Raw genomic sequence first — 21930 nt, 5'->3', positions numbered from 1 at the left:
GTGAAACGGTTTTCGGGATGCGCGTTAAAACAAAGAATTAGAGCGCCGATCTGATCCAATCAGATCGAAATGCGCTCTAAACAAAAACCCCGGCCATCAAAGCCGGGGTTTTTCGTTGCGGAATGTTGGTGCTCAGATGAACTGACCGAGGCCCGGGATCGAGCCGATCACGGCATCGACCGGTGCGTCGCCAGCCTTTTCCTTGGCGAAACGGATGGTTTCCTTGGCAACGCCGGAAATTTCACCCATGCCGAGGCCGGCGCCCATGAGCTGCGAGCCGAGACCCATCACGCCGCCCATCAGGTTGGACAGGAAACCGCCGCCCTTGACCTGTGCAACGGCTTCGGCAGCACCCGGGATAGCGGCCAGAAGCTGCTGAACCTGATCCGCCGGACCTTCTTTCTGAAGGAATGCGAGGATCATGCCGACAGACTTTTCCGCCGTCGCGGCATCGATGCCGACATTCGAGGTGATACGTGCGATCAGTTCTTCCATGGAAACTCTCCCAAAAATCTTACGTTTACGTAATATGCATTCTCGCTATCGCTTTGCAAGCAGGTCCGGATCAAAATTATAGGGAATTTTTTCAGCGCTTATGACAGCAAAAACGGTTCTCTATCCGCAGCGTGGGCTTTATCGTTGTCGCATGACGGGACGGCGGCTATATCTGACAAGAGTGCGGCTCTGGATGTGCCGGTCGAAATAAGGAGCAAATCGCCTGATGACTGCTGACGACGCTATTTTTCTTGGCGCAAGCCGCAAGCCTGACGATTCCTACCAGCAGCCGGAATATCTGGCGCTGAAATATGGCAACAGGCACGGTCTGGTCACCGGCGCGACGGGTACGGGCAAGACCGTAACCCTTCAGGTGCTGGCGGAGAGTTTTTCCGCCGCTGGCGTTCCGGTTTTCTGCGCCGACATCAAAGGCGATCTATCCGGTATTGCCGCAATTGGCCTCGAGAATGACGGCCTGACCAAGCGGGCCGAGGAAATCAAGCTCGATCCATATCAGCTGCGCGCATCGCCAGTCATTTTCTGGGATATTTTTGGCGAGCAGGGGCACCCGGTTCGCGCCACCATTTCGGAAATGGGGCCGCTGCTGCTGTCGCGTCTCATGAACCTGACGGAAGCGCAGGAAGGCGTGTTGAACATCGCATTCCGTCTCTCCGACGAAGAGGGGCTTTTGCTGCTTGATCTCAAGGATCTTCAGGCAATCCTCAAGGAAATGGCGGAGCGTTCCGCCGAGCTTTCGGGTAAATACGGCAACGTCAACAAGGCGTCGGTTGGCGCAGTGCAGCGGTCGTTGCTGGTGCTGGAACAACAGGGCGGCGCGAAGTTCTTCGGCGAACCGGCTTTGACCATTGCCGACCTGATGCGCACGACGACGGACGGGCGCGGCGTGGTCAGCGTGTTGGCCGCCGACAAGCTGATGATGAGCCCGCGTCTTTATTCGACTTTCCTGCTCTGGCTGATGTCGGAGCTGTTCGAAGCGCTGCCGGAAGTGGGTGACCCGGACAAGCCGAAGCTCGTCTTCTTCTTCGACGAAGCGCATCTTCTGTTTGATGAAGCGCCCAAGGCGCTGGTCGACCGCGTCGAACAGGTCGTTCGGCTCATCCGTTCCAAGGGCGTCGGCGTCTATTTCGTCACGCAGAACCCGCTCGATGTGCCGGAAACCGTTCTGGCACAGCTCGGCAATCGCGTGCAGCATGCGCTGCGCGCCTATACGCCGCGCGAGACCAATGCGGTGAAAACAGCCGCCGATACGTTCCGCCCCAATCCGGACTTCAAGACGTTCGATGCGATCACCAATCTGGCGACCGGCGAGGCGCTGGTCTCGACCTTGCAGGCCAAAGGCGTGCCGTCCATGGTGCAGCGGACATTGATCTGCCCGCCATCGTCACGCATCGGCCCGCTGACGCCGGAAGAGCGCGCCAAGATCATTGCCGCAAGCCCGGTCTCCGGCCAGTACGATACGGTTGTGGATCGCGACTCCGCATTCGAAATGCTGGCGCGCAAGGCGCAGAATGCAACGGCAGAGCAGCAGAAGACCAAGCAGGAGGAAGAAGGCGGCGGCGGTATGCTGGGCGATCTCCTCGGCACGGCACTCGGTACTGGCAAGCGCTCCAGTCGTCAGACCGTCGCGGAAACGGCCATGAAGTCCGTCGTGCGCTCGGTCGGCAATTCGCTGGGTCGCGCATTGGTGCGCGGCATTCTCGGCAGTTTCAAGAAATAAGGGAGTATGGGAATAGGGGAGTAAGGCAGTATGTGCTGCTCCCCATTCCTTCGCGCTGGTGTTCCGAAAGCGCCGAGCGAATCCACCCAATAATGGGTTATTCGACATTGCTAATGTCGATTTACGGCAGCGAATTTTCTGCCTAATGTCCGCCTGCCCAATCTTGGGCGGGGCGGGATAACACTATGAAACTATTGAAAATTGCAGGCATGGCGTCAGCCGTGCTGCTGACGCTTGCCGGCGTTTCGAAGGCTGACGATCTGGTCTTCAAGCTGAAGAACGGCACCAATTCCACATTGACCCATTTCTATACGTCGCCGGTCGGCGTCAACAATTGGGAAGGTGAGGTTTTCGGCGATCAGGTTCTGGAGCCGGGCGAAACCATCGAAATCACCATCGCTGACGGTCGCCGCGTTTGCAAATACGACATGCGGTTCGAATTTCAGGATAGTGACGACCTCGACACCACCACCGACACGCAAGATTTGTGCGAACTCGGTTCCTATACGATCGAGGAATAGTTTAGTTTGATTTAGGCGGGGGCGCCGCGGCTGGGTCGAAAGGCCCAGCCGCATTTTTATGTGCCGAAGAGTTTTTTGGCCGCTCCGTGCATGCCCTTGCTGATCGCCGCAAATTTGAGCGCTTGCCACTGGCGGTAATCCTGCACGAGCGTGGCGGAGATCCAGCAATCGCCGCGATTGCCGGGGCGTTCCCAGCCGATCAGCCCGGCATCGCGCGCCCGCGCCAGAATGCGTGCCGTATTACTCTGCGACATGCGATAGCGCGTGGATATCCCGTTGGACGTGACTTTGCCGATCCACGCCCGGTCGCCGGAGAATGTCCACGGCGCGCGGGATGCAACATCGTGCAAAATGTTGTTGCCGGATTCCGAATGGGTGAAATTCGCAATGCTGGGCTGCGGGCGGCACCAGTCGCTGTTGTGCAGTACATCGCGCGTCATGATCGGTTGAGCATATCTCAGCATATCGGGATGGCGGAGCATGAGTGCCGCCCGGTTGCCGTTATCCATCCGGTCGATTGCGATGAGATGGGTGGTTAGCCACAGGCGGATCAGCTCTTCCGTGGCGGTGCAGGCGTGGAAGAGATGCTGCCTGCGATCCCGGGTCGGGAGCGGTTCGATGAAATTGTAATGCCGGGTTTCCTGAAGAAAGGCCAGCGTAGTGTTCTTGCTGGCAATCGGCGTCCCTTTCAGGAAGTTCAGCAGATTGGTTGGCGAGATCGCCGGATTGCGCGGATCGGTCTGATGCTCGAAATGAATGGCGAAGGTCGCCTGGCTTAAAAGCCATTTCTGCATATCGGAAAGATAACGTACCTCGCGCGGTAACTGGCCGGTAATGGCTAGAAGCTCACTGGCGGTCGTTTGCAGGCAATCGTGAAAGCGCTCGTTCCGGACAAGGTCCGCAGGATCGAATATGGCCGGTATGTCGGTATCGGTGAGAGCGACAGTTGCTGTATGCATGATGATAAACTTGCATCAGGTGGAGTTTATTGCCGCTAATATATTTCCCCGTTTTGAACAAGGTGAAAACGCGTGGGATCGCAAGTCTTTCTGGCGTGGCCTGCTTAAAAGAAAACCCCGGAGCAGCGGATGCTCCGGGGTTTTCAATGGAATTGTCTCGTCCGTCTTCGTCTTACATGACGAGGATCGGCGACTTCGGCGGCACGCGATCGTAAAGATCGATGATATCCTGATTGAGGAAGCGCACGCAGCCCGACGAAACTGCCTTGCCGATGGACCACCATTCCGGATTGCCGTGCAGGCGATAGAGCGTGTCCTTGCCGTCCTGGAAGATATAGAGCGCACGGGCGCCGAGCGGATTCTTGAGGCCCGGAGCCATGCCGCCATTGGCAGCGCTGTACTGGACCAGTTCCGGCTGGCGGGCAACCATTTCATCCGGCGGTGTCCAGCGCGGCCACTGACGCTTGTACTGGATCACAGCGCGACCGGACCATGCAAAGCCTTCGCGGCCGATGCCGACGCCATAGCGCAGCGCTTGGCCGTTATCGAGCACGAGATAGCAGAAGCGGTTTGCAGTATCGATGACCAGAGTGCCGGGCGTTTCGCCGGTAGGGTCCTGCACGACCTGACGCAGATAGCGCTTGTCCATCTTCTGGATCGGGATTGCCGGAAGCTGGAAGCCGCCGTCATTGACGGAGGCATACATCTGCTCCCAGCCGCCATAGGACGAATCCACATTGGCCTGGGGCGTCCTGTTGATCGGGTTGCCGGACGCATCGACATCGATGATGGGAACATTCTGTCCCAACTGGGCGCAACCGGCGAGACCGGCAGCCGCAGTGGCAGTCATTGCCGTCAGGAAAGAGCGGCGGGTGAGGGTCGTTTGCATAAGAAAACCAGATTAGTGACGGGAGGGTTATGAATACAGCAATCAGGGTTAACGAAGTGCGACCAAACCAGATGTGGTAGAGGCGCGGTAGGAGGAAGGCACTGACCTGAGCGGTGTTTTTCGCCAAGTCTCGAATTCGACTGATCGGAAAACGCCTTAGAATTGTGGCGTCGAGCCGGTCTGAATACGGCCTAAACGTGGCGAAAAGCTACCCGCAGAGCGCGTGTTGCAGCCGCGCCACAATTTTGCGGGCAATCGACCAGTTTGTCGAAAGCCGGATAATTCAAATTTTAGTGAAATACCCAATTAGTTCTGCGCGGCTGTCCGCGCTTTCAGTCGAGCAGCTGGAGACTCGGCAGAATAAGAGCAGGCGGGAACTGACGATATTCATCCGGCTGGTTGGACCGATTGATCCAGACGCCGCGCATGCCAAACTTTACCGCACCTGCCACATCCCACCGATTGGAGGATTGAAAAGAGATAGCGGAAGGATAGAGCCGCCATTGCATGGTGATCAGCTCATAGGCTGAAGGCGATGTCTTGTATTTGCGCACGGCATCAACCGAAACGACATCATCCAGCAGAACATCGAGTGCAGCCGACTTCACGGCGGCTTCCAGCATGGCGGGAGAACCGTTGGAAAGGATGGCAAGTCGAGCGCCACGATCCTTGAGGTGCTTGAGCGCGGCTGGCACTTCCGGATAGCAGTCGAGTTTCCAGTAAGCGTCGAGCAGGTCGTTGCGCAGCGACGGATCGACGGACGGATAGCGCGCAAAGGCGAAATCGAGAGAATCTTCCGTCAGTTTCCAGAAATCGCTGTAAGCGCCCATCAGGCTCAGCACCCAGGAATATTCAAGCTGCTTGGCGCGCCAGAGTTCAGAAAAGACGCGTCCATCGGGGCCAGCCTTGTCCGCATGCCGCCGAACTGCCGAATGGACATCGAACAATGTGCCATAGGCATCGAAGACATAGGAACTAATTGCTCCGGACACGGTTACTCCTTTACCGATGCGGTGATGCGGAAATTCTCAATGGGGTTCATCCTACTGTGATTTCAATAATATTTCATTGCCGCTCACGCGGTTGGGGCCTATGTAGAGTCCGCACGCTATTTATCGGGTAGGCAACACATTGCCCGCCGCGCGTTGAGAGATAAAGAGGAGAGTTTCCAATGGCTTTCGAACTGCCCGCCCTTCCATATGACTACGAAGCACTTGCGCCTTTCATGTCGCGTGAGACGCTTGAACTGCACCACGACAAGCATCATCAGGCTTATGTCACCAATGGCAACAAGCTGCTCGAAGGTTCCGGCCTCGAAGGCAAGAGCCTGGAAGACGTCGTCAAGGAAAGCTACGGCAAGAATCAGGGCCTCTTCAACAATGCTGGCCAGCACTACAACCACATCCATTTCTGGAAGTGGATGAAGAAGGGCGGCGGCGGCACGAAGCTGCCGGGCAAGCTTGAAAAGGCAATTGAATCCGATCTCGGCGGTTACGCCAAGTTCCGCGAAGATTTCATCGCAGCTGGCGTCGGCCAGTTCGGTTCGGGCTGGGCATGGCTCTCGGTCAAGGACGGAAAGCTGGAAATCTCCAAGACCCCGAATGGCGAAAACCCGCTGGTTCATGGCGCAAAGCCGATCCTCGGCGTGGACGTGTGGGAACACTCCTACTATGTCGATTACCGCAACCTGCGTCCGAAGTATCTCGAAGCTTTCGTCGACAGCCTGATCAACTGGGACTACGTTCTGGAAATGTACGAACAGGCATAATGCCAAGGCATTGATGTTATGAGATGAGCCCCGCTTCGGCGGGGCTTTTTCTTTTTCGAGTTTTGAAATAGTTATGAGTAATATATTGGTTATACATAATTATTATATAAATAATATTGGAGATATGGAAAAATTTATTTGTAAATAAACATTGGGAGTTCTTTATTTTGAATAAGATTTTGGCATTTGCATGCATTATTGCTTCGCTTGCGGCGAGCCCTTCTTACGCCTGCGTCATGATGGGGATGTCCGACGGTGGTGGAAGCTGTCTGAAGGATTGCGAGGATCATGCAACTTGGGTGTGGCTTTGCCGGGTTGGGCAATCAGCGCCACAGCCAGTCCCTGAAAATAAATAATCGACGCTGAGGTGCGGGGGCATCTTGGCATAAAAGTATAGATGGGCACTCCGTTTCGGCGGAGTGTCTTTAAGAATAGTAATTAACTCATGTTTTTCACGTTATCGTGATGAAAATGTATAAATCTCCGTAAAAAACACGTTTTACTTTCCGCAAGCGCGATATGTTCGGTCCGATCATTGCAATGACAGGAATTGTATCGGATATTTGGCCAAGGGATGAGTTTTGTTCACTTAAATGCGGAGGACTACATGCGTTTGTTTTTTCTTACGGTTGGTTCTGCGGCAGTTCTCGTCGCCAATATGGGTCTGGCTCAGGCCGATGCGATTGCTGATCGTCAGGCTATCATGAAAGATCTGGGTCGCTCGGTAGGCGCAATCGCACCGGTCGTCAAAGGCGAGAAGCCGTTTGATGCTGCTGCTGTTTTGACTGCGCTCGAAAAGATCGATGCCGACGCCAAGAAGCTGGATGTCGATACGCTGTTCCCTGCTGGTTCGGATAAGGGCGATACGGAAGCGTCGCCGAAAATCTGGGAAAACAAAGACGATTTCGTCAAGCATGTCGAGAAGTTCCGCACCGATGCCGCAGCTGCTGTGGCTGCCAAGCCGCAGGATGTCGATGCGCTGAAAACGGCGTTCCAGCAGGTTGCCGCCAATTGCGGTTCCTGTCATCAGGCCTTCCGCGTCAAGAAAAACTGATAGGCTTCGATAAAATCGGCAGTTTCGTTTGATGTGTGAAACTGCCGCAATGGAATGGGTAGGATGGTCCGCAAACTGGCATATGCCGCGGGCGCTGTGCTTGTCATTGGCGCTGCCGCCTTCTGGATTCTGACCACGCCGCAAAAGGTGGATAGCGCGGTTCTGGCTTCAATGAAGCCCGGCGATGCTGTCAAAGGCGAGCAGGTTTTCTGGGCAGGCGGCTGCGCATCCTGCCATGCTGCGCCGGGTGCTGCGGGCGATGCGCGCAAGGTGCTTGCGGGCGGCCACGAGCTGGTCTCGGATTTCGGCACGTTCATCGTGCCGAATATCTCACCTTCCGAGCAGGGGATCGGCACCTGGACTATTCAGGATTTTGCCAATGCGATGCTGAAAGGCGTGGGCAAGCAGGGCGAACATCTCTACCCGTCCTTTCCTTACACATCCTATACCCGAATGAAGCCGCAGGACGTGGCCGATCTCTTTGCCTATATGAAAACACTGCCGCCATCGGATAATGTGGCGGCACCCCACAAACTTGGCTTTCCGTTCAACATCCGTCGTAGCCTAGGTTTCTGGAAGCATCTCTATTTGTCGGATGCTCCGGCCGTTACTATCGCCGACGCATCGGACCTCGTGAAGCGCGGCCAATATCTGACCGAGGCGCTCGGACATTGTGGCGAATGCCATACGCCGCGCAATATCATTGGCGGGTTGCAAACCGGCCAATGGCTGGCGGGCGCATTGTCGGCAGAGACGGGCAGCGATGGCAAAAAGAGCGTCGTGCCGAATATCACAACGGGCGAGGGCGGCATCAGCGACTGGAGCGAAAAAGACATCGCCTATGCGCTGCAGAGCGGCTTCACGCCTGACTTCGATTCACTTGGCGGATCGATGACCGATGTGGTGTCCAATATGGCGCATCTGACCGAAGCAGATCGCAATGCAATCGCGGCCTATCTGAAAGCCATTCCCCCACACGCGAATGGCTATCAAGCTCAATAGCCAAGTTTAAGCGGTCTTTATTTCTTCCAGCTCCAGTTCTTCGATCATGGTCTGTCGCATGACGAATTTCTGGATTTTTCCGGTAACGGTCATGGGGAATTGATCGACAAAGCGGATATGCGCCGGAATCTTGTAATGGGCGATCCGCTGCTGGCAGAAGCTGACAAGTTCCGCTTCATTCAGGCGTCCATCCTGACTGAGCTTGACCCAGGCGCAGATGACTTCGCCAAACCGACGGTCGGGAATCCCGAAAATCTGCACATCGCTAATGGCTGGATGGGTGAACAGGAACTCTTCGATCTCGCGCGGATAGATGTTCTCGCCGCCGCGAATAATCAGATCCTTGATGCGCCCGACTATGTTGCAATAGCCTTCTGCGTCGATGGTGGCGAGATCGCCCGTATGCATCCAGCCTGCGTCGTCGACAGCGCCTGCCGAGCTTTGCGGATCGTTCCAGTAGCCGCGCATGACACTGTAGCCCCGCGTCAGCAGCTCGCCCTTTTCGCCACGTGGCACAATCCGGCCATCCGAATCGACAATCTTGACTTCGAGATGCGGGTGAATGCGGCCAACAGTTGAAACACGCCGTTCCAGCGGGTCGTCGGTCGAACTCTGGAAACTGACGGGGCTCGTTTCTGTCATGCCATAAGCAATGGTGATTTCGCTCTGGTGCATTTCGCTGATCACCCGGCGCATGACTTCGACCGGGCAGGGCGAGCCGGCCATAATGCCGGCGCGCAGGCTCTGGAGATCGAACTTCGCAAATTCCGGATGATCCAGCATGGCGATGAACATGGTTGGCACGCCATGCAGCCCGGTGCATTGCTCATCCTGCACAGTCTGTAAGGTCAGAAGCGGATCGAAACTGTCATTCGGGATGACCATGCAGGCGGCATGGGTCATGCAGGCAAGATTGCCAAGCACCATGCCGAAGCAATGGTAGAACGGCACCGGAATGCACAGCCTGTCCTGTTCGGTTAGGCGCATAGCTTCGCCAACGAAGAAGCCGTTGTTGAGAATATTGTGATGGGAGAGGGTGGCACCCTTTGGGCTGCCCGTGGTGCCGCTGGTGAACTGGATATTGATTGGATCGTCGAATTGCAGGTCTTCCGAGAGCTGTTGCAGCTCGTCACGCGCCGCCTCATCACCCGCAGCGGCAACTGCGTCGAAGTTCATCATGCCATCGGTCTGTTCGTCGCCAAGGCGGATCACAGATCGCAAGGCTGGCAGGCGCGCTGACACTAGATGGCCGGGGCGGGCGCTATCCAGTTCTGGCACGATAGAGCGCAATATATCGAGATAGTTGCTGGTCTTGAGCGATGGCGCGAGGATCAGCGCCGAGCACTCGACCTTCGCAAGCACATATTCCAGTTCATGCGCCCGGTAGGCGGGATTGATATTGACGAGGATCAGGCCCGCTTTGGCCGTGGCAAATTGCGTCAGTATCCATTCGAGATTGTTCGGGGACCAGATGCCGACCCGCTCGCCGGGACGCAGGCCGATGGCGAGAAGACCTGCCGCGAGGGCGTCAACGCGGGCGTTCAGTTCTGCATAGGTCAGGCGGATATTCTGGTGGCGCACGACCACAGCTGGCCGGTCAGGGTGCTGTTCTGCGATGCGGTCGAGATGATTGCCAATCGTATCGCCGATCAGAAACCGGTCACTCGCGCCATGAATATAGCTCGCCTGCTGCATATTCGATCCTCCCAAATCGATTCCAGCCCCCCGATAGTGTTCCGTTCTTTCCCGTTACGCGGCTCCGCGCTTATCCTCCGACAATGATATTGCCATTTTATGGTGCTGCAAAAAATTGCAGTTTCTTGGACGAATTTTAGCGTTTGGTGCAGCGGGCGACCGTTGCCGGACCGGCATTGGTGTATTTGCTCTGCATTGTGTAGAGCCAGCCCTTGCATTCGGACACGCTGGTAAAACAGCGCACGCGATCAACCGGAACAATCCCGTCCATACTGACCATGGGAGAATCGTCCACACCGCTGAACTGTCCGAAAATAATGCCGCTGCCACGCGGCGGCGCACTGCAACGCCGCCCCGCATATTCGCTTACATCTTTCCGCACTTGCGCATTCGCGCCCGTGGTGGCGGGCACAAGGGCTGGAAGCGCCAGTGCCAAGCTTGCCAGAAAGGTCACGCATCCGGTTTTCATGGTCCAATCTCCGTGACGATATTCAATATGCAATAGTATAAGTCAGCAATAGTATAGGGCCTTGAAGGCCGAACGTGTAGCTTATTTTAACTTGCTCCAGCGAGGTAAACCCGCTGGAGCGTGATATGTGCTTCAGCTTTCGAAGCCTGAAACCTTGCCAACGACTTTCAGTGCAAAAGCCTGCGTATAGGCGACTTCTTCCAATCGGGAGAAGCGCCCTGAAGCACCGGCATGGCCCGCATCCATATTGATGCGGAACAAGACCGGATGGTCATCCGTTTTCAACTCGCGCAGCTTGGCAACCCATTTCGCCGGTTCCCAATAGGTGACACGGGGATCGGTGAGGCCTGCGACAGCCAGAATCGCTGGATAGACTTGCGCTTTCACATTGTCGTAAGGCGAATAGGCGGCGATGGTGCGGTAATCCGCTTCCGAGGCAATCGGGTTGCCCCATTCCGGCCATTCCGGCGGGGTGAGCGGCAGCGTATCGTCGAGCATAGTGTTCAGCACATCGACGAACGGCACTTCCGCAATAATTCCGCCGAAGGCTTCCGGCGCGAGATTGGCAATCGCGCCCATCAGCATACCCCCAGCCGAGCCGCCATGGGCGACGATGCGGTCATGGCTGGTGAAGCCTTCACCAACCAGATGTTTTGCGGCTGCGATGAAGTCGGTGAAAGTGTTCGTCTTCTTGTCGCGCTTGCCGTTTTCGTACCAGGCGAAACCCTTGTCCTTGCCGCCGCGAATATGCGCGATGGCGTAGACAAAACCGCGATCCACCAGCGACAAGCGCGATGTGCTGAAGCTTGCCGGAATGGTGATGCCATAGGAGCCATAGCCATAGAGCAGACACGGAGCCGAGCCGTCCAGCTTCGTATCCTTGTGATAAAGGATCGAGACCGGCACCAGTTCGCCGTCGGCTGCGGGCGCAAGAATGCGGCGCGTCACATAATCGTCGATCACATGGCCCGATGGCACTTCCTGCGTCTTCAAAAGCGTCCGCTCGCGCGAGCGCATATTGTAATCGAAGAGCTGTTCCGGGGTCGTCATCGACGAATAGGAGAAGCGGATGACGTCGGTGTCATATTCGGCGCTGCCGTGCAGGCCAAGCGAATAGGCTTCCTCATCAAAGGCAATGGCGTGTTCTTCACCCGTCTTGCGATCCCGGATGACGATCCGCGGCAGGCCGTTATCGCGCTCGATCCAGACGAGATGATGCTTGTAGGCGGAATGGGACAGGATCAGTCGGCCCGGCTTTTCCCCCACCACTTCCACCCAGTTTTCCGGCTGCGGCGCGGTGGCAGCCGTACGCATGATCTTGAAATCCTTGGCACCATCGGCATTGGTCAGAATGAAGAATTCGTCGCCGCCCGGCGCGATATCGTATTCCGTGCCTGTTTTGCGGGCCATAACGAGTTGCGGCTTTGCCGCCGGATCATTGGCGGGCAGCAGCCAGCATTCCGATGTTTCGTGGTCGTGAATGTCGATGAAGATATAGTCGTCCAGCGCGGAGCCGCCGACGCCGAGGAAGAAACCCGGATCCTGTTCTTCAAAGATCAGCTGGTCCTCGGACTGGTCGCTGCCGATGCGGTGATAAAAAACCTTCGACGGGCGATGGTTTTCATCGAGGCGTGTATAGAAAAAGCCTGCGCTTGCCGCATCCCATGTGCCGCCGCCATTCGTATCGGTGATAATATCCGAAAGCTCCGCCATGGTCGTGAGATCACGAACCTTAAGCTTGTAGAATTCCGATCCCTTATCGTCATATCCCCAGATCAACAGATTGTGATTGGGGGCGTGATCCGCCGAAGCAAGCCGGAAATAGGCCTTGCCTTCGCCTTCCTTGTCACCGTCGAGCAGGATCGTTTCCGCGCCGCCGTCGCGTGGCGTGCGGATGAAATAGGGCTGCTCGCCGCCGGTGCGATAGGACACGCCATAGGCGTAAGGCCCGTCTTTTGAGGGGATGGAGGAATCATCCTCCTTGATACGCCCGCGCATTTCCGCGAAAAGCTCTTTCTGGAGCGCTTCGGTGTTCCGCATCAGGCTTGCCTGATAGGCGTTTTCGGCATCGAGATGCGTGCGGATTTCCGGCGCCAGAACCGATGGGTCCTTGAATACTTCCTGCCAGTTGTCTGCACGAAGCCAGGCGTAGTCGTCTGTGCGGGTAATGCCGTGACGGGTGTCCTTATGCGGATGTTTCGGGGCGTGCGGGGGCAGGGAAGAGTTCTCAGGCATTCAAAAATCCAACGAACATTGTTTCAAATTGTTGCGGGTCGCTTTAAAGACCCTTTTTAAGGCGGATATTGATGCATATATAGTTTCGAGCACAGCCGAAAGCGAGTTGATTTCAATGAAATATATTTAACTTATGCCTTTTTCACGCCCGATTTCAGAGGCAGTGCTGCAATTGGTGAAATGTGTTTGTTTTGACTCGTCAGAACATAGCAACAAGCAAAAAGCGGTTGTTGAATTTGGTCATACAAATTATGCGTGCCGTACCGAAAGACTATATACGGTTGCTTTATCGGTAATAAACGATGCGCGTCATGATTGAACCAATGAAATTGCCGAGGGCGGACTTCCATGGAAAGGCTTTGTTTTCACTCTTTTTATTTGTGGCGTGAAGAATAATAGGCTATTATTAATGTAGTTTCGCGCAACAATTCTATTGCAAAAGACGATAGCAGTTGTTAAGTGCGGTCATAAATGAGCTAGGCAGAGTTCTGAGATACGCAATCACGACTTCAGATGTGTCATCGATGCCGAAAGTTGCGGAAAAACAAAACGATAAGAAGTAATAAAAGGAAAACCGATGGAAAATCTGGATACGCACGACGAAAGCGCAGAACTGCTTCTGAGCCTGACCGCGGATGTTGTCGCTGCTTATGTTGGCAATAATTCGATTCGTGCGGGCGAGTTGCCGCTGTTGATCGCCGATGTTCATGCCGCTTTCAAGCGTCATGTTGAACGCGAAGAAGCGCCGGTTGTCGTTGAGAAGCCGAAGCCAGCCGTCAACCCGAAGAAGTCGGTTCATGACGACTACATCATCTGCCTCGAAGACGGCAAGAAGTTCAAGTCGCTCAAGCGTCACCTGATGACCCATTACAACATGACCCCGGAACAGTATCGCGAAAAGTGGGATCTCGATCCTAACTATCCGATGGTTGCTCCGAACTATGCCGCCGCTCGTTCGCGTCTGGCAAAGAAGATGGGCCTCGGCCGCAAGCCGAAGGGCGCTTAATCAGCGATCCTCACGGCGCATCGCGAGAACTGTGAAACGGTTTTCGTATAACGATGTGCCGGACTGAAAAATCAGAGCGTGCCCCGATCTGCTACCGGCAGGACAGGGCGCGCTCTTTGCGTTTCAGGGGTAACTGTTTTGACGAATATCCCGTCACGCAGTTTATCTTTGTGAAATGGCGCGGGTCGTCTCATGCAATCTCGATCTCTTGCTTATGATTGCCGTTTGACGCTGTTGTATGAATGCGTCTTCTTTGACGGTCACTTTCTCGTGCTCCACGCGCCGCGTCGCAAGCGCTGCGCTGGTCTTTGCCTTCAAGCCTGTCGAGTGCCTGTTTCAAGGCGATATGGCGATTGAGATCGTAGCTCCAGTGGCCATTGGTACCCTTGAGGCGCTCACGTTCGATCAGTCGCGTGAGGCGACGTGCAGCGTGCTGCTTTTCCGGCTCTGATGCATGCATCATTCGGTCAATATCGATTCCCGCCATGATTTGCAGGGCCACGCGCTGCATGGCGCTCATCCGGTCTCGCTCCCGTTTGGCGAGAAAGGTTTTGCGGGCCTGTTCCAGCGCTGTTTTCATGAGGCTCATCCTTGTTTGTTGGTGCAAACAGGATGGGCGAATTCCGAATGATGTGGATAATATTCCTACAACCTGAGAGCCGTGTTTGACGGACATGCAGGCATTCCGCGTATCATCTGCCTTGGCACACAGGTTTTCGGTTATGGGAAATCTCTATCGAAAGCAAACACATAGGGGATAGTAGCGGGCTGACTGTCCTGTCTCCAGAGTCTGAATAGTGAAAAGCGTTCTTTAGCAGCGCCGCTTTGGTCATCCCAAAGTCTATCCCGCAAACTTATCCTCCCTTGCAATTTCCTCATTATAAGAAGATATTCCTACTCAGATGAGGGAAGATGAATGTCTTTGGAACTATCGGATGTCATTCATACACGGGCAGATGCTTTTGAAGCATTGCGGTTGATCGCGGCCCGGCACGGGAGGCCCCTTCTTCTCGACCCGGTTGAAGGAACGACGGATCGCAAGCGGGAGGAGTACAGTGTGCAATTGTGCGAGACGCTGATCGACCTTCTGGTGGAGTCGTTCGGTGTGGATGGCAAGGAGTTGCGTGCGCCAACGCGCTGCCGGCGCAATGTGGCACGCATCCGGCAGATCGGGATGTATGTGGCGCATACATCGTTCGGTCTGGCGATGCGGGAGGTGGCGCTGGGGTTCGCGCGGGATCGCACGACGGTCATGCATGCCTGCCATCTCGTGGAGGATATGCGTGACGATGTCGATTTTGACGCCATCGTGACCGCCTTTGAACGCATTGTGAATTCGGCTGTTTCAACCTGGAGGATGGCGGCATGACCACACAGTTTTCGGCCTCGGAAATGAGAGTGCTGAGCTTCCTGAAGACAGGGGCCTGCGAGATGCAGGACTCGGTTCGTGACACGCATATGCTGCTCGTTGGCGAGCAGGGGTCGATTGCTGTCGCGCGGGGCGAAATAGCAGCCATGTGCGGCAAGGGACTGTTGCAGATTGACGGTCAGAAGCTGGCGCTTTCCGGCAAGGGGCGCGGGAGCGCGAAATCCATCAGAAAGGCGTCGCACGAACCGGCGCGCATCACCGCTTCCGTCGAAATGGCTCCCGGCGAGACGGTTGAGGTCAATCTGGCGGAATCGCCACTGGCCATGCTCTATCGGCGCAAGGGCGCGGATGGAAACGCTTTCATTTCGGAGGATGAGTTCCACGCCGGGGAACGCTTGCGGGCTGATTTCACACGGGGTTCGCTGATGCCGTCGATCACATCGCGCTGGGATATCGGCGTTGGTGGCGGTGGACGCGGCGGGGCAGGCGGCATGGCGGAATTGACCGATATTGCGCTTGCCAGCAGGATGCGGGTTGAGCGGGCGCTGGAAGCAGTCGGGCCGGAATTGAATGGTGTGCTGGTTGATGTCTGCTGTTTCCTGAAAGGGCTGGAGCGCGTGGAGCGTGAGCGGCAATGGCCGGTGCGCTCCGGTAAGGTCGTGTTGAAAACGGCCCTTGCCATGCTTCACCGGCATTATAATCCGCCGCGCGAAAGCGACCGCCGCCGGGGCGTGGTGTTGCATTGGGGGGCGGATGGCTACCGCCCGGCAGCGCGGCCCCAGGCGAGGTGAGGCCGCACGCGGATCGATCAAACCGCCTTGCCTTTCTTTGCGAGGGAACCTGCGATAATCAGCTTCTGAATATCGCTGGTTCCCTCGTAAATGCGGCAGATGCGGGCATCGCGATAGATGCGTTCGACGGCGAAATCCTTGAGATAACCATAGCCGCCGTGAACCTGGATCGCTTCCGAGGCGACTTTTTCGGCAATCTCAGAGGCGAATAGTTTCGCCATTGCGGCTTCTGTCTTGCAAGGCTGGCCTGCATCGCGCAGCCGGGCGACATAGTGCAGATAGCTGCGCGCTACCTCGATCTGTGTCTGCATTTCCGCCAGCCGGAAGCCAACGGCCTGATGCTCGATGATAGCTTTGCCGAAAGTCTGCCGCTCCAGCGCATAGGCATGAGCGTGGTCGAAGGCCGCCTGCGCCAGCCCAAGCGATTGTGCCGCAATGCCAAGCCGACCGAGTTCCAGCGTGCTCATCGCCAGAGCATAGCCGCCGCCGACTTCACCCAGCACATGATCGTCGGCGACAAAGACATCGTCGAGTTGCACCTGACAGGTTTCCGACGCGGCAAGGCCGAGCTTGTCTTCGATGCGCACGCAGACATAGCCCGGTGCTGTCGGGGAGACCAGAAATGCGGTGATGCGGCGACGTGGATCATCGCTCTCGGTTGCCGCAAAAATAATGGCGATATCGGCGGATTTGCCATTCGACATGAACTGTTTTGCGCCGGTGAGACGAAAGCCGCCATCAACCCTGACAGCCCTGGTGCGGATCGCAAAGGCATTGGATCCGGCTTCCGGCTCGGTCAGGCCGAAAGCACCGTTGAAACGGCCTTCCGCCAGCGGACGAAGATAAAGTTCCTTCTGCAGGTCGCTCCCATGCACGCGTAAGGGTGACGAAATGAGACCGTTGTGCAGCGCCATCATCGCGCCGATGCTGCCATCAGCGGCCGCGACTTCTTCCAGCGCCAGCACATAGCTCAGATGGTCGGTTGCAACGCCGCCCCATTCCTCGGCAACAAGCATGCCGAGAAAGCCCAACGCCCCGAGTTCCTGCATCTCGGTGCGCGGGAAATAGTGGTGCTCACGGTCGCGCATGGCTGCGGTCGGGGCCAGTTTTTCACGGGCGTAGCTGCGCGCACTGTCGCGGATCATCCGTTGTTCGTCGGTCAGCAGGCAATCATGCGTCATGGTTGGTTTCCTTCAAAAGCGGCTGCGGTTGCAGTGTCAGGTCGTGCAACACGCCGTCGCGCACAAGGCTTTCGATATCCGCGGCAGAGAGTTCCAGTTTTTCATGCAATATGTCAGCAGCATGCGCTCCCAGCGCGGGTGGCGGTGTGGGGGCGGGGCAATCCATGCCGGAGAACTTGGCCGGCTGGCGCAGAACACGGACCGGGCCGTTCGGAGAGATGACTTCCGGCAACAGCCCACGCGAACGCACCTGTTCGCTGCCGGTCGCATCGGAAACTGAAAGCACCGGCGAGCATGGCACGTCATGAGCCTGCAGGGCGTCGATCACTTGTTCAATACTTATTGCCGTGCTCCATGCCTCGATGATGGTCTTCAGTTCGGCATGGTTGTCGTTGCGCGCGGTCGCCGTGGAAAAACGATCGTCGGTCGCAAGCTGTGGTTGGCCGAGAGCCTCTGCCAGACCGGCAAACTGTTTCGAACTCAAAACGGCAATCGTCAAATAGCCGTCTTCAGCCGCAAAGACCCCGAACGGTGCGCTCAGCGGATGGCGGTTTCCTACCCGCTTCGGCGACTTGCTGCCATAAAGCTGCTGGGTCAGTGCCGCAGGCAGAAGATTGAACAGGCAATCATACATGGCCACATCGACAAACTGGCCCTTGCCGGTGCGTTCGCGGGCAAGAAGTGCGGCCAGTGCTGACCAGGACGCAAAAAGCCCGGCTGTCAGGTCAGCAACGGATTCGCCGGTCATCATCGGCGGTCCATCTGGTTCACCGGAAATATCCATGAAACCGGTCACAGCCTGCACGACGAGATCATATGCAGGCAGATTGCCCATCGGGCTTTGCTGGCCGAAGCCGGAAATCGCAACATGGATCAGTCGCGGATTGTCTTTGGCAAGCTCGGCATGCCCGAGCCCCAGCCGGTCCATCACGCCGGGGCGGAAATTTTCCACGATGATATCGGCATTCTTTGCCAGCTCGCGAACGATGTGCCGCCCGCGTTCCTTGCGCAGATCAATGGAGATGCTTTTCTTGTTGCGGTTCATCAGCAGGAACAGCCCGCCGCCATCGGCTGTGCCGGGCGTGATATGGCGATAGTCGTCGCCTTCCGGGCTTTCGATCTTGATGACTTCCGCACCAAGGTCGCCAAGCAAGGCAGTGCAGAACGGCCCGGCCAGAACGCGCGTGAAGTCCAGAACGCGAATCCCGTCGAGGCACGGAGCCCTTTCGTTGAACATGTTGTTATCCCCTTATTGTTTAATTTGAGGGGAGGCTAAACGCAGTTCAGTATCGGAAAAAGAATTGAAATCGAGCAGTCATTATAGGAAAATCCTCTAATGATATCGCTTCGCCAACTCCACTATTTCGTCACTTCCGCCGAGGCTGGCAGCGCGACGGGTGCTGCCGAAAAGCTCAATGTTTCTCAGCCCTCCATATCGGCGGCAATCCGCGATCTGGAGCGCGATCTGGGGCAGCCGCTTTTCGAGCGACGGCAGGCCAAGGGACTGGAACTGACGCCTTTCGGCAGCCGCAAGCTGCAAGAGGCGCGGCTCCTTCTGGCTGGCGCTGAAGACTTCGCCGTATCGGGTAAGGGCGAGGGCGCGGCGCGGCTGACGCTTGGCTATTTCAGCACGCTGGGGCCGGTCTGTATTCCGGGGATATTGGGCCATTTGAAACAGGTTTTTCCCGATATGCGTTTGAAGCTGCGCGAGTTCGATCTGGAAGGCATGGCGCGGGCGCTCGAAAAAGGTATTGTCGATCTCGGCATCACCTATGATGTGGGTCTGCCGGAGACGGTCGCATGGGAAACCATGCTGTCTTACGCACCGCATGCGGTGTTGCCGCCGGACAGTCCGCTGGCTGCAAAGAAGAGCGTGACCCTGGCGGAACTTGCGCGCTATCCGTTCATCCTTGTCGATCTGCCGCTCAGCCGCGAATTTCTGCTGGTGCCGTTCTGGCAGCAGGGTCTGTCGCCAAATATCGCGCTGCGAACCACGTCGGTGGAGATGGTGCGCGGTATGGTGGCGAATGGCCTCGGCGTGTCGCTGCTTTTCACGCGTCCCGGCCATGATTTCAGCCATGATGGGCGAAAAGTTGTGTGCCTGCCCATCGAAGATGAAACGCTGCGCCAGCGTCTGGTGCTGGCCTATCCGTCCGCTGGGCCAGCCACGCTAACGGCGCAAGAGGCCATGCCCGTAATCCGCGACTGTTTTGCCGCACGATCATTTCAGGCGGGGCCGGATAGCTCCGATTGACAGTGACTGGATGCCACCTTATCGCAAGGGCAAAGCCGGTGCGATCTGGTGGAAAAATTGGGGAGAATTTGCATGTCGTCGAATGTCCGGGATCGGCTGGAAACTGTGCTGGCGCGGCTTGAAGCCCGCAGCGATCATGAACATGTTTTCAGCAAGATTTATACGGAGCGGGCGCGGGCGGAAGCAGATGCCGCAGATGTGCGCCTTCGGACGGGGCAGGCCCTTGGTCCGCTGGATGGCCGCATTGTTTCGATCAAGGATCTCTTCGATGTCTCAGGCGAACCGACGCTGGCCGGGTCTGTCGTTCGGCGCACGGCCGCGCCTGCGGTCAGGGATGCGACGATAGTCCAGCGTCTGCGCGATGCGGGCGCGGTGATCGTCGGCAAGACTCATATGACCGAATTTGCCTTCACGCCGGTTGGTCTCAACCCGCATTATGGCGAGCCGGGCAATGCCGTTGATCCGACGCGCATTCCGGGCGGGTCGTCGTCCGGCGCGGCGGTTTCGGCGGCTGAAGGCACCAGCGAAATCGCCATCGGGTCGGATACGGGCGGTTCGGTGCGCATTCCAGCCGCATTGAACGGCATTGTCGGTTTCAAGCCGACGGCGCGGCGCATTCCGCTGGATGGTGCATTTCCACTGGCGCCGTCGCTCGATTCCATTGGGCCGCTCACCAGGACGGTTGCAGATGCCATTTTGACCGATGCCGTAATGGCGGGCGAAGCACCCGTCCTGCCGGATGCGGTGTCGCTGTCCAATCTGCGGATCGCCGTGCCGAGGGGCTATCTTCTGGACGCGATGGAACCGGATGTGGCTGCGCATTTTGAAGCGTCGCTGGCAACGCTTGAAAAGGCAGGCGTGACGCTAGTCGATATCATGCTGGATGATCTGATCCAGCGCTGGCGTGAGGCAAGCACGTCCGGATCGATTGTCGGCATTGAGGCAAGCCGCATCCATGCCAACACATGGCTGCGCGATCCTGACGCCAATGTCGATCTGCGGGTGAAGCGGCCGCTATCGGTGCGCCTGCACGTGCCGGACGAGACCTATCGCGCCATGGTCGAAACCCGAAATCAGCTGATCCGCGAGATGGATGAGCGGTTGAGCGGTTTCGATGCATTCGCCACGCCAGCCACGCCGATTGTCGCGCCGACGATTGCTTCGGTCAGCCACGACGAAGATGAATATGACCGTGTGGAAGGGCTGACGCTGCGCGACACGCAGGTCGGCAATCAGTTCGACCTGTGCAGCATCACACTGCCTATGCCGGGCATGAAACTGCCGACAGGCCTGATGCTGACCGCACGCGGTGGCACCGACAAGCATCTGCTCGCACTCGCTCTGTCGGTGGAAGCTTTGTTAAGCTGAGAGTTTCGCCGCTTCCGCTTCACGGCGGATGCGGGCGACCATAGCACGCAGGCCGTTTGAACGCTGCGGCGTGAGATGCTCGTCAAGGCCGAGCGTCTTCAGCACGCTTTCTGGCTCGATGGCGAGAATTTCCGAAGCGCGTTTGCCGGAATAGAGCGCGAGGACGATGGCAACGAGACCGCGCACGATATGGGCATCGGAATCACCCAGAAATTCGATCACCGGGTCCGTGCCGGTCTGCGGCATCGTCTTGAGCCACACCTGACTGACGCAGCCCTGAACCTTATGTTCCGCATCGCGGGCATCGTCCGGATAGGGTGACAATTCCTTGCCGAGATCGATGACATAACGATAGCGATCTTCCCAGTCGTCGAGAAATTCGAAGTCGGACATGATGCTATCGATTGTGGTCGTCATGATACTCGCCTGAAATGCCGTCTTTGCGGTGTTGTGCCGCTTATATAGTCATGAATGGCGGCAAGGTCACGGGAAAGATCACTGTTTTGCAGGGATCGCGCCCGTGGTCCGGCGATCCAATGCACGCAAGGCCGCCGCACGCGAGGTCGGGATCGGGATGTTGCTCAAACCGGCGGGTTGAGGGGCGTTCTCTCCAGACAGTATTTCAGAGACCGTCATTTCAGGCTTTTCGGTGACGGTTACGGGCTGCGCTTCAGCAGGCGCTTCCTTTTTGTTGCCGAAACGCTGGCTCAGATAATCGAGCATCTGGCCGCTGCCCTTGAGCAAACCACTGCCAGCGCTGGAAATCAGCGATGTGCCATTCTCGCAGAAACTTGGATTGTCCACGCAAAGCTTGCCGATCTCAATGGCCGTTTTGCCATTGGCCAAAAGCTGATCCACGGTGCTCCGCTCACCATTCGCAGTGCCCTGCGCCTCGCCACGTGTCTGGGAGACTGCGGCAGGCTTTTCGGCGCTGTTATTTTCCTGTTCCGCTGGGAAAAAGCGCGGCATCACAATGAATGCCAGCGATAGCCAGAATACGGATTTGATGAGGAAACGGATCATGGCCTTGTTGCTGTGGCGCGCCTTCAACTAGTCGAACAATGTCGCCAATGTCCGATGAAATCGAAAAGATTCCGTAACCGCGCGATTCGCAATTCTGTGATCTGCGGGACGAG

Annotated in this window: 21 protein-coding genes and 1 pseudogene; 10 read left to right on the top strand and 12 right to left on the bottom strand. The window is 56.8% G+C overall.

The features are described 5' to 3' along the window. Positions 1 to 132: 132 nt before the first annotated feature. Positions 133 to 495, bottom strand: coding sequence for a hypothetical protein (locus tag ACTJKP_RS09755; RefSeq protein ID WP_078340195.1), 363 nt, complete (start codon positions 493 to 495; stop codon positions 133 to 135). Positions 496 to 721: 226 nt separating this feature from the next. Between ACTJKP_RS09755 and ACTJKP_RS09750 the strand changes: the two genes are divergently transcribed. Together ACTJKP_RS09750 and ACTJKP_RS09745 are read left to right on the top strand one after the other, a co-directional pair. Next, complete coding sequence (locus ACTJKP_RS09750; RefSeq protein ID WP_440630485.1) at positions 722 to 2233, top strand: helicase HerA-like C-terminal domain-containing protein; 1512 nt, start codon at positions 722 to 724, stop codon at positions 2231 to 2233. A gap of 209 nt (positions 2234 to 2442) precedes the next feature. After that, positions 2443 to 2754: a hypothetical protein gene (locus tag ACTJKP_RS09745; RefSeq protein WP_374843842.1), complete on the top strand. Its 312-nt coding sequence runs from the start codon at positions 2443 to 2445 to the stop codon at positions 2752 to 2754. A gap of 56 nt (positions 2755 to 2810) precedes the next feature. Here ACTJKP_RS09745 and ACTJKP_RS09740 read toward each other — a convergent pair whose 3' ends face one another. The 3 genes from ACTJKP_RS09740 to ACTJKP_RS09730 all read right to left on the bottom strand — a co-directional run bounded on the left by ACTJKP_RS09740 (position 2811) and on the right by ACTJKP_RS09730 (position 5594). Then, the gene (locus ACTJKP_RS09740; protein ID WP_440630484.1) at positions 2811 to 3713 is read right to left on the bottom strand and encodes a hypothetical protein; all 903 of its coding nucleotides are present in this window, start codon (positions 3711 to 3713) and stop codon (positions 2811 to 2813) included. 172 nt (positions 3714 to 3885) lie between these two features. Next, positions 3886 to 4602: a L,D-transpeptidase gene (locus tag ACTJKP_RS09735; protein WP_078340191.1), complete on the bottom strand. Its 717-nt coding sequence runs from the start codon at positions 4600 to 4602 to the stop codon at positions 3886 to 3888. A 332-nt stretch (positions 4603 to 4934) separates the two neighbouring features. Next, on the bottom strand, positions 4935 to 5594 hold the full coding sequence (locus ACTJKP_RS09730) for a haloacid dehalogenase type II (protein WP_440630483.1): 660 nt from the start codon (positions 5592 to 5594) through the stop codon (positions 4935 to 4937). 179 nt (positions 5595 to 5773) lie between these two features. Here ACTJKP_RS09730 and ACTJKP_RS09725 point away from each other — a divergent pair, with 179 nt between their 5' ends. The 3 genes from ACTJKP_RS09725 (at position 5774) to ACTJKP_RS09715 (ending at position 8426) form a co-directional block, all read left to right on the top strand. After that, complete coding sequence (locus ACTJKP_RS09725; RefSeq protein ID WP_440630482.1) at positions 5774 to 6370, top strand: superoxide dismutase; 597 nt, start codon at positions 5774 to 5776, stop codon at positions 6368 to 6370. Between the two features lie 607 nt (positions 6371 to 6977). Then, positions 6978 to 7424 carry a c-type cytochrome gene (locus ACTJKP_RS09720; RefSeq protein ID WP_440630481.1) on the top strand — a complete coding sequence of 149 codons (447 nt, stop codon included), beginning with the start codon at positions 6978 to 6980 and terminating at the stop codon, positions 7422 to 7424. A gap of 63 nt (positions 7425 to 7487) precedes the next feature. Next, positions 7488 to 8426 carry a c-type cytochrome gene (locus ACTJKP_RS09715; protein WP_440630480.1) on the top strand — a complete coding sequence of 313 codons (939 nt, stop codon included), beginning with the start codon at positions 7488 to 7490 and terminating at the stop codon, positions 8424 to 8426. 6 nt (positions 8427 to 8432) lie between these two features. On the opposite strand, the gene ACTJKP_RS09710 is transcribed toward ACTJKP_RS09715, so the two are convergent. From ACTJKP_RS09710 to ACTJKP_RS09700, 3 genes are all read right to left on the bottom strand, one after another. Then, complete coding sequence (locus tag ACTJKP_RS09710) at positions 8433 to 10121, bottom strand: AMP-binding protein (RefSeq protein WP_440630479.1); 1689 nt, start codon at positions 10119 to 10121, stop codon at positions 8433 to 8435. 136 nt (positions 10122 to 10257) lie between these two features. Next, positions 10258 to 10590, bottom strand: coding sequence for a metallophosphoesterase (locus ACTJKP_RS09705; protein WP_440630478.1), 333 nt, complete (start codon positions 10588 to 10590; stop codon positions 10258 to 10260). A gap of 132 nt (positions 10591 to 10722) precedes the next feature. Then, positions 10723 to 12825, bottom strand: coding sequence for a S9 family peptidase (locus ACTJKP_RS09700; RefSeq protein ID WP_440630477.1), 2103 nt, complete (start codon positions 12823 to 12825; stop codon positions 10723 to 10725). 577 nt (positions 12826 to 13402) lie between these two features. Between ACTJKP_RS09700 and ACTJKP_RS09695 the strand changes: the two genes are divergently transcribed. Next, on the top strand, positions 13403 to 13831 hold the full coding sequence (locus ACTJKP_RS09695; RefSeq protein ID WP_109368585.1) for a MucR family transcriptional regulator: 429 nt from the start codon (positions 13403 to 13405) through the stop codon (positions 13829 to 13831). A gap of 298 nt (positions 13832 to 14129) precedes the next feature. Here the strand turns inward: ACTJKP_RS09695 and ACTJKP_RS09690 are convergent. Further along, positions 14130 to 14411, bottom strand: a pseudogene (locus ACTJKP_RS09690) (cytoplasmic protein); the annotation flags it as partial. A gap of 342 nt (positions 14412 to 14753) precedes the next feature. Between ACTJKP_RS09690 and ACTJKP_RS09685 the strand changes: the two are divergent. After that, positions 14754 to 15200, top strand: coding sequence for a helix-turn-helix domain-containing protein (locus ACTJKP_RS09685; RefSeq protein WP_440630499.1), 447 nt, complete (start codon positions 14754 to 14756; stop codon positions 15198 to 15200). Then, positions 15197 to 15991: a DUF6456 domain-containing protein gene (locus ACTJKP_RS09680; RefSeq protein WP_440630476.1), complete on the top strand. Its 795-nt coding sequence runs from the start codon at positions 15197 to 15199 to the stop codon at positions 15989 to 15991. The genes ACTJKP_RS09685 and ACTJKP_RS09680 overlap by 4 nt, the downstream gene beginning before the upstream one ends. Before the next feature lie 17 nt (positions 15992 to 16008). Here ACTJKP_RS09680 and ACTJKP_RS09675 read toward each other — a convergent pair whose 3' ends face one another. Together ACTJKP_RS09675 and ACTJKP_RS09670 are read right to left on the bottom strand one after the other, a co-directional pair. Next, the gene (locus ACTJKP_RS09675; protein ID WP_440630475.1) at positions 16009 to 17172 is read right to left on the bottom strand and encodes an acyl-CoA dehydrogenase family protein; all 1164 of its coding nucleotides are present in this window, start codon (positions 17170 to 17172) and stop codon (positions 16009 to 16011) included. After that, positions 17162 to 18409: a CaiB/BaiF CoA transferase family protein gene (locus tag ACTJKP_RS09670; RefSeq protein WP_440630474.1), complete on the bottom strand. Its 1248-nt coding sequence runs from the start codon at positions 18407 to 18409 to the stop codon at positions 17162 to 17164. The genes ACTJKP_RS09675 and ACTJKP_RS09670 overlap by 11 nt, the downstream gene beginning before the upstream one ends. 99 nt (positions 18410 to 18508) lie before the next feature. Here ACTJKP_RS09670 and ACTJKP_RS09665 point away from each other — a divergent pair, with 99 nt between their 5' ends. Together ACTJKP_RS09665 and ACTJKP_RS09660 are read left to right on the top strand one after the other, a co-directional pair. Then, on the top strand, positions 18509 to 19426 hold the full coding sequence (locus tag ACTJKP_RS09665) for a LysR family transcriptional regulator (RefSeq protein ID WP_440630473.1): 918 nt from the start codon (positions 18509 to 18511) through the stop codon (positions 19424 to 19426). Positions 19427 to 19498: 72 nt separating this feature from the next. After that, positions 19499 to 20794, top strand: a complete 1296-nt coding sequence (locus ACTJKP_RS09660) for an amidase (protein WP_440630472.1) — start codon at positions 19499 to 19501, stop codon at positions 20792 to 20794. Here the strand turns inward: ACTJKP_RS09660 and ACTJKP_RS09655 are convergent. Together ACTJKP_RS09655 and ACTJKP_RS09650 are read right to left on the bottom strand one after the other, a co-directional pair. Beyond that, complete coding sequence (locus ACTJKP_RS09655; protein WP_138785723.1) at positions 20786 to 21211, bottom strand: SufE family protein; 426 nt, start codon at positions 21209 to 21211, stop codon at positions 20786 to 20788. The genes ACTJKP_RS09660 and ACTJKP_RS09655 overlap by 9 nt on opposite strands. Before the next feature lie 78 nt (positions 21212 to 21289). Next, on the bottom strand, positions 21290 to 21817 hold the full coding sequence (locus ACTJKP_RS09650) for a hypothetical protein (RefSeq protein WP_440630471.1): 528 nt from the start codon (positions 21815 to 21817) through the stop codon (positions 21290 to 21292). Positions 21818 to 21930: the final 113 nt, after the last annotated feature.

It is taken from the genome of Brucella sp. 22210 (assembly GCF_052045675.1).
Lineage (GTDB): Bacteria > Pseudomonadota > Alphaproteobacteria > Rhizobiales > Rhizobiaceae > Brucella.
Note: the sequence above shows the minus strand (reverse complement) of the source record. Positions and strands in the feature narration are given on the sequence as shown.

Bases quoted from the DNA above. Each gene is read 5' to 3' on its own strand.
- ACTJKP_RS09705 (WP_440630478.1), bottom strand. From the start codon at position 10,590: ATGAAAACCGGATGCGTGACCTTTCTGGCAAGCTTGGCACTGGCGCTT.
- ACTJKP_RS09660 (WP_440630472.1), top strand. From the start codon at position 19,499: ATGTCGTCGAATGTCCGGGATCGGCTGGAAACTGTGCTGGCGCGGCTT.
- ACTJKP_RS09700 (WP_440630477.1), bottom strand. From the start codon at position 12,825: ATGCCTGAGAACTCTTCCCTGCCCCCGCACGCCCCGAAACATCCGCAT.
- ACTJKP_RS09655 (WP_138785723.1), bottom strand. From the start codon at position 21,211: ATGACGACCACAATCGATAGCATCATGTCCGACTTCGAATTTCTCGAC.
- ACTJKP_RS09735 (WP_078340191.1), bottom strand. From the start codon at position 4,602: ATGCAAACGACCCTCACCCGCCGCTCTTTCCTGACGGCAATGACTGCC.
- ACTJKP_RS09740 (WP_440630484.1), bottom strand. From the start codon at position 3,713: ATGCATACAGCAACTGTCGCTCTCACCGATACCGACATACCGGCCATA.
- ACTJKP_RS09650 (WP_440630471.1), bottom strand. From the start codon at position 21,817: ATGATCCGTTTCCTCATCAAATCCGTATTCTGGCTATCGCTGGCATTC.
- ACTJKP_RS09745 (WP_374843842.1), top strand. From the start codon at position 2,443: ATGGCGTCAGCCGTGCTGCTGACGCTTGCCGGCGTTTCGAAGGCTGAC.
- ACTJKP_RS09710 (WP_440630479.1), bottom strand. From the start codon at position 10,121: ATGCAGCAGGCGAGCTATATTCATGGCGCGAGTGACCGGTTTCTGATC.
- ACTJKP_RS09715 (WP_440630480.1), top strand. From the start codon at position 7,488: ATGGTCCGCAAACTGGCATATGCCGCGGGCGCTGTGCTTGTCATTGGC.
- ACTJKP_RS09695 (WP_109368585.1), top strand. From the start codon at position 13,403: ATGGAAAATCTGGATACGCACGACGAAAGCGCAGAACTGCTTCTGAGC.
- ACTJKP_RS09750 (WP_440630485.1), top strand. From the start codon at position 722: ATGACTGCTGACGACGCTATTTTTCTTGGCGCAAGCCGCAAGCCTGAC.
- ACTJKP_RS09670 (WP_440630474.1), bottom strand. From the start codon at position 18,409: ATGTTCAACGAAAGGGCTCCGTGCCTCGACGGGATTCGCGTTCTGGAC.
- ACTJKP_RS09680 (WP_440630476.1), top strand. From the start codon at position 15,197: ATGACCACACAGTTTTCGGCCTCGGAAATGAGAGTGCTGAGCTTCCTG.
- ACTJKP_RS09755 (WP_078340195.1), bottom strand. From the start codon at position 495: ATGGAAGAACTGATCGCACGTATCACCTCGAATGTCGGCATCGATGCC.
- ACTJKP_RS09675 (WP_440630475.1), bottom strand. From the start codon at position 17,172: ATGACGCATGATTGCCTGCTGACCGACGAACAACGGATGATCCGCGAC.
- ACTJKP_RS09725 (WP_440630482.1), top strand. From the start codon at position 5,774: ATGGCTTTCGAACTGCCCGCCCTTCCATATGACTACGAAGCACTTGCG.
- ACTJKP_RS09720 (WP_440630481.1), top strand. From the start codon at position 6,978: ATGCGTTTGTTTTTTCTTACGGTTGGTTCTGCGGCAGTTCTCGTCGCC.
- ACTJKP_RS09665 (WP_440630473.1), top strand. From the start codon at position 18,509: ATGATATCGCTTCGCCAACTCCACTATTTCGTCACTTCCGCCGAGGCT.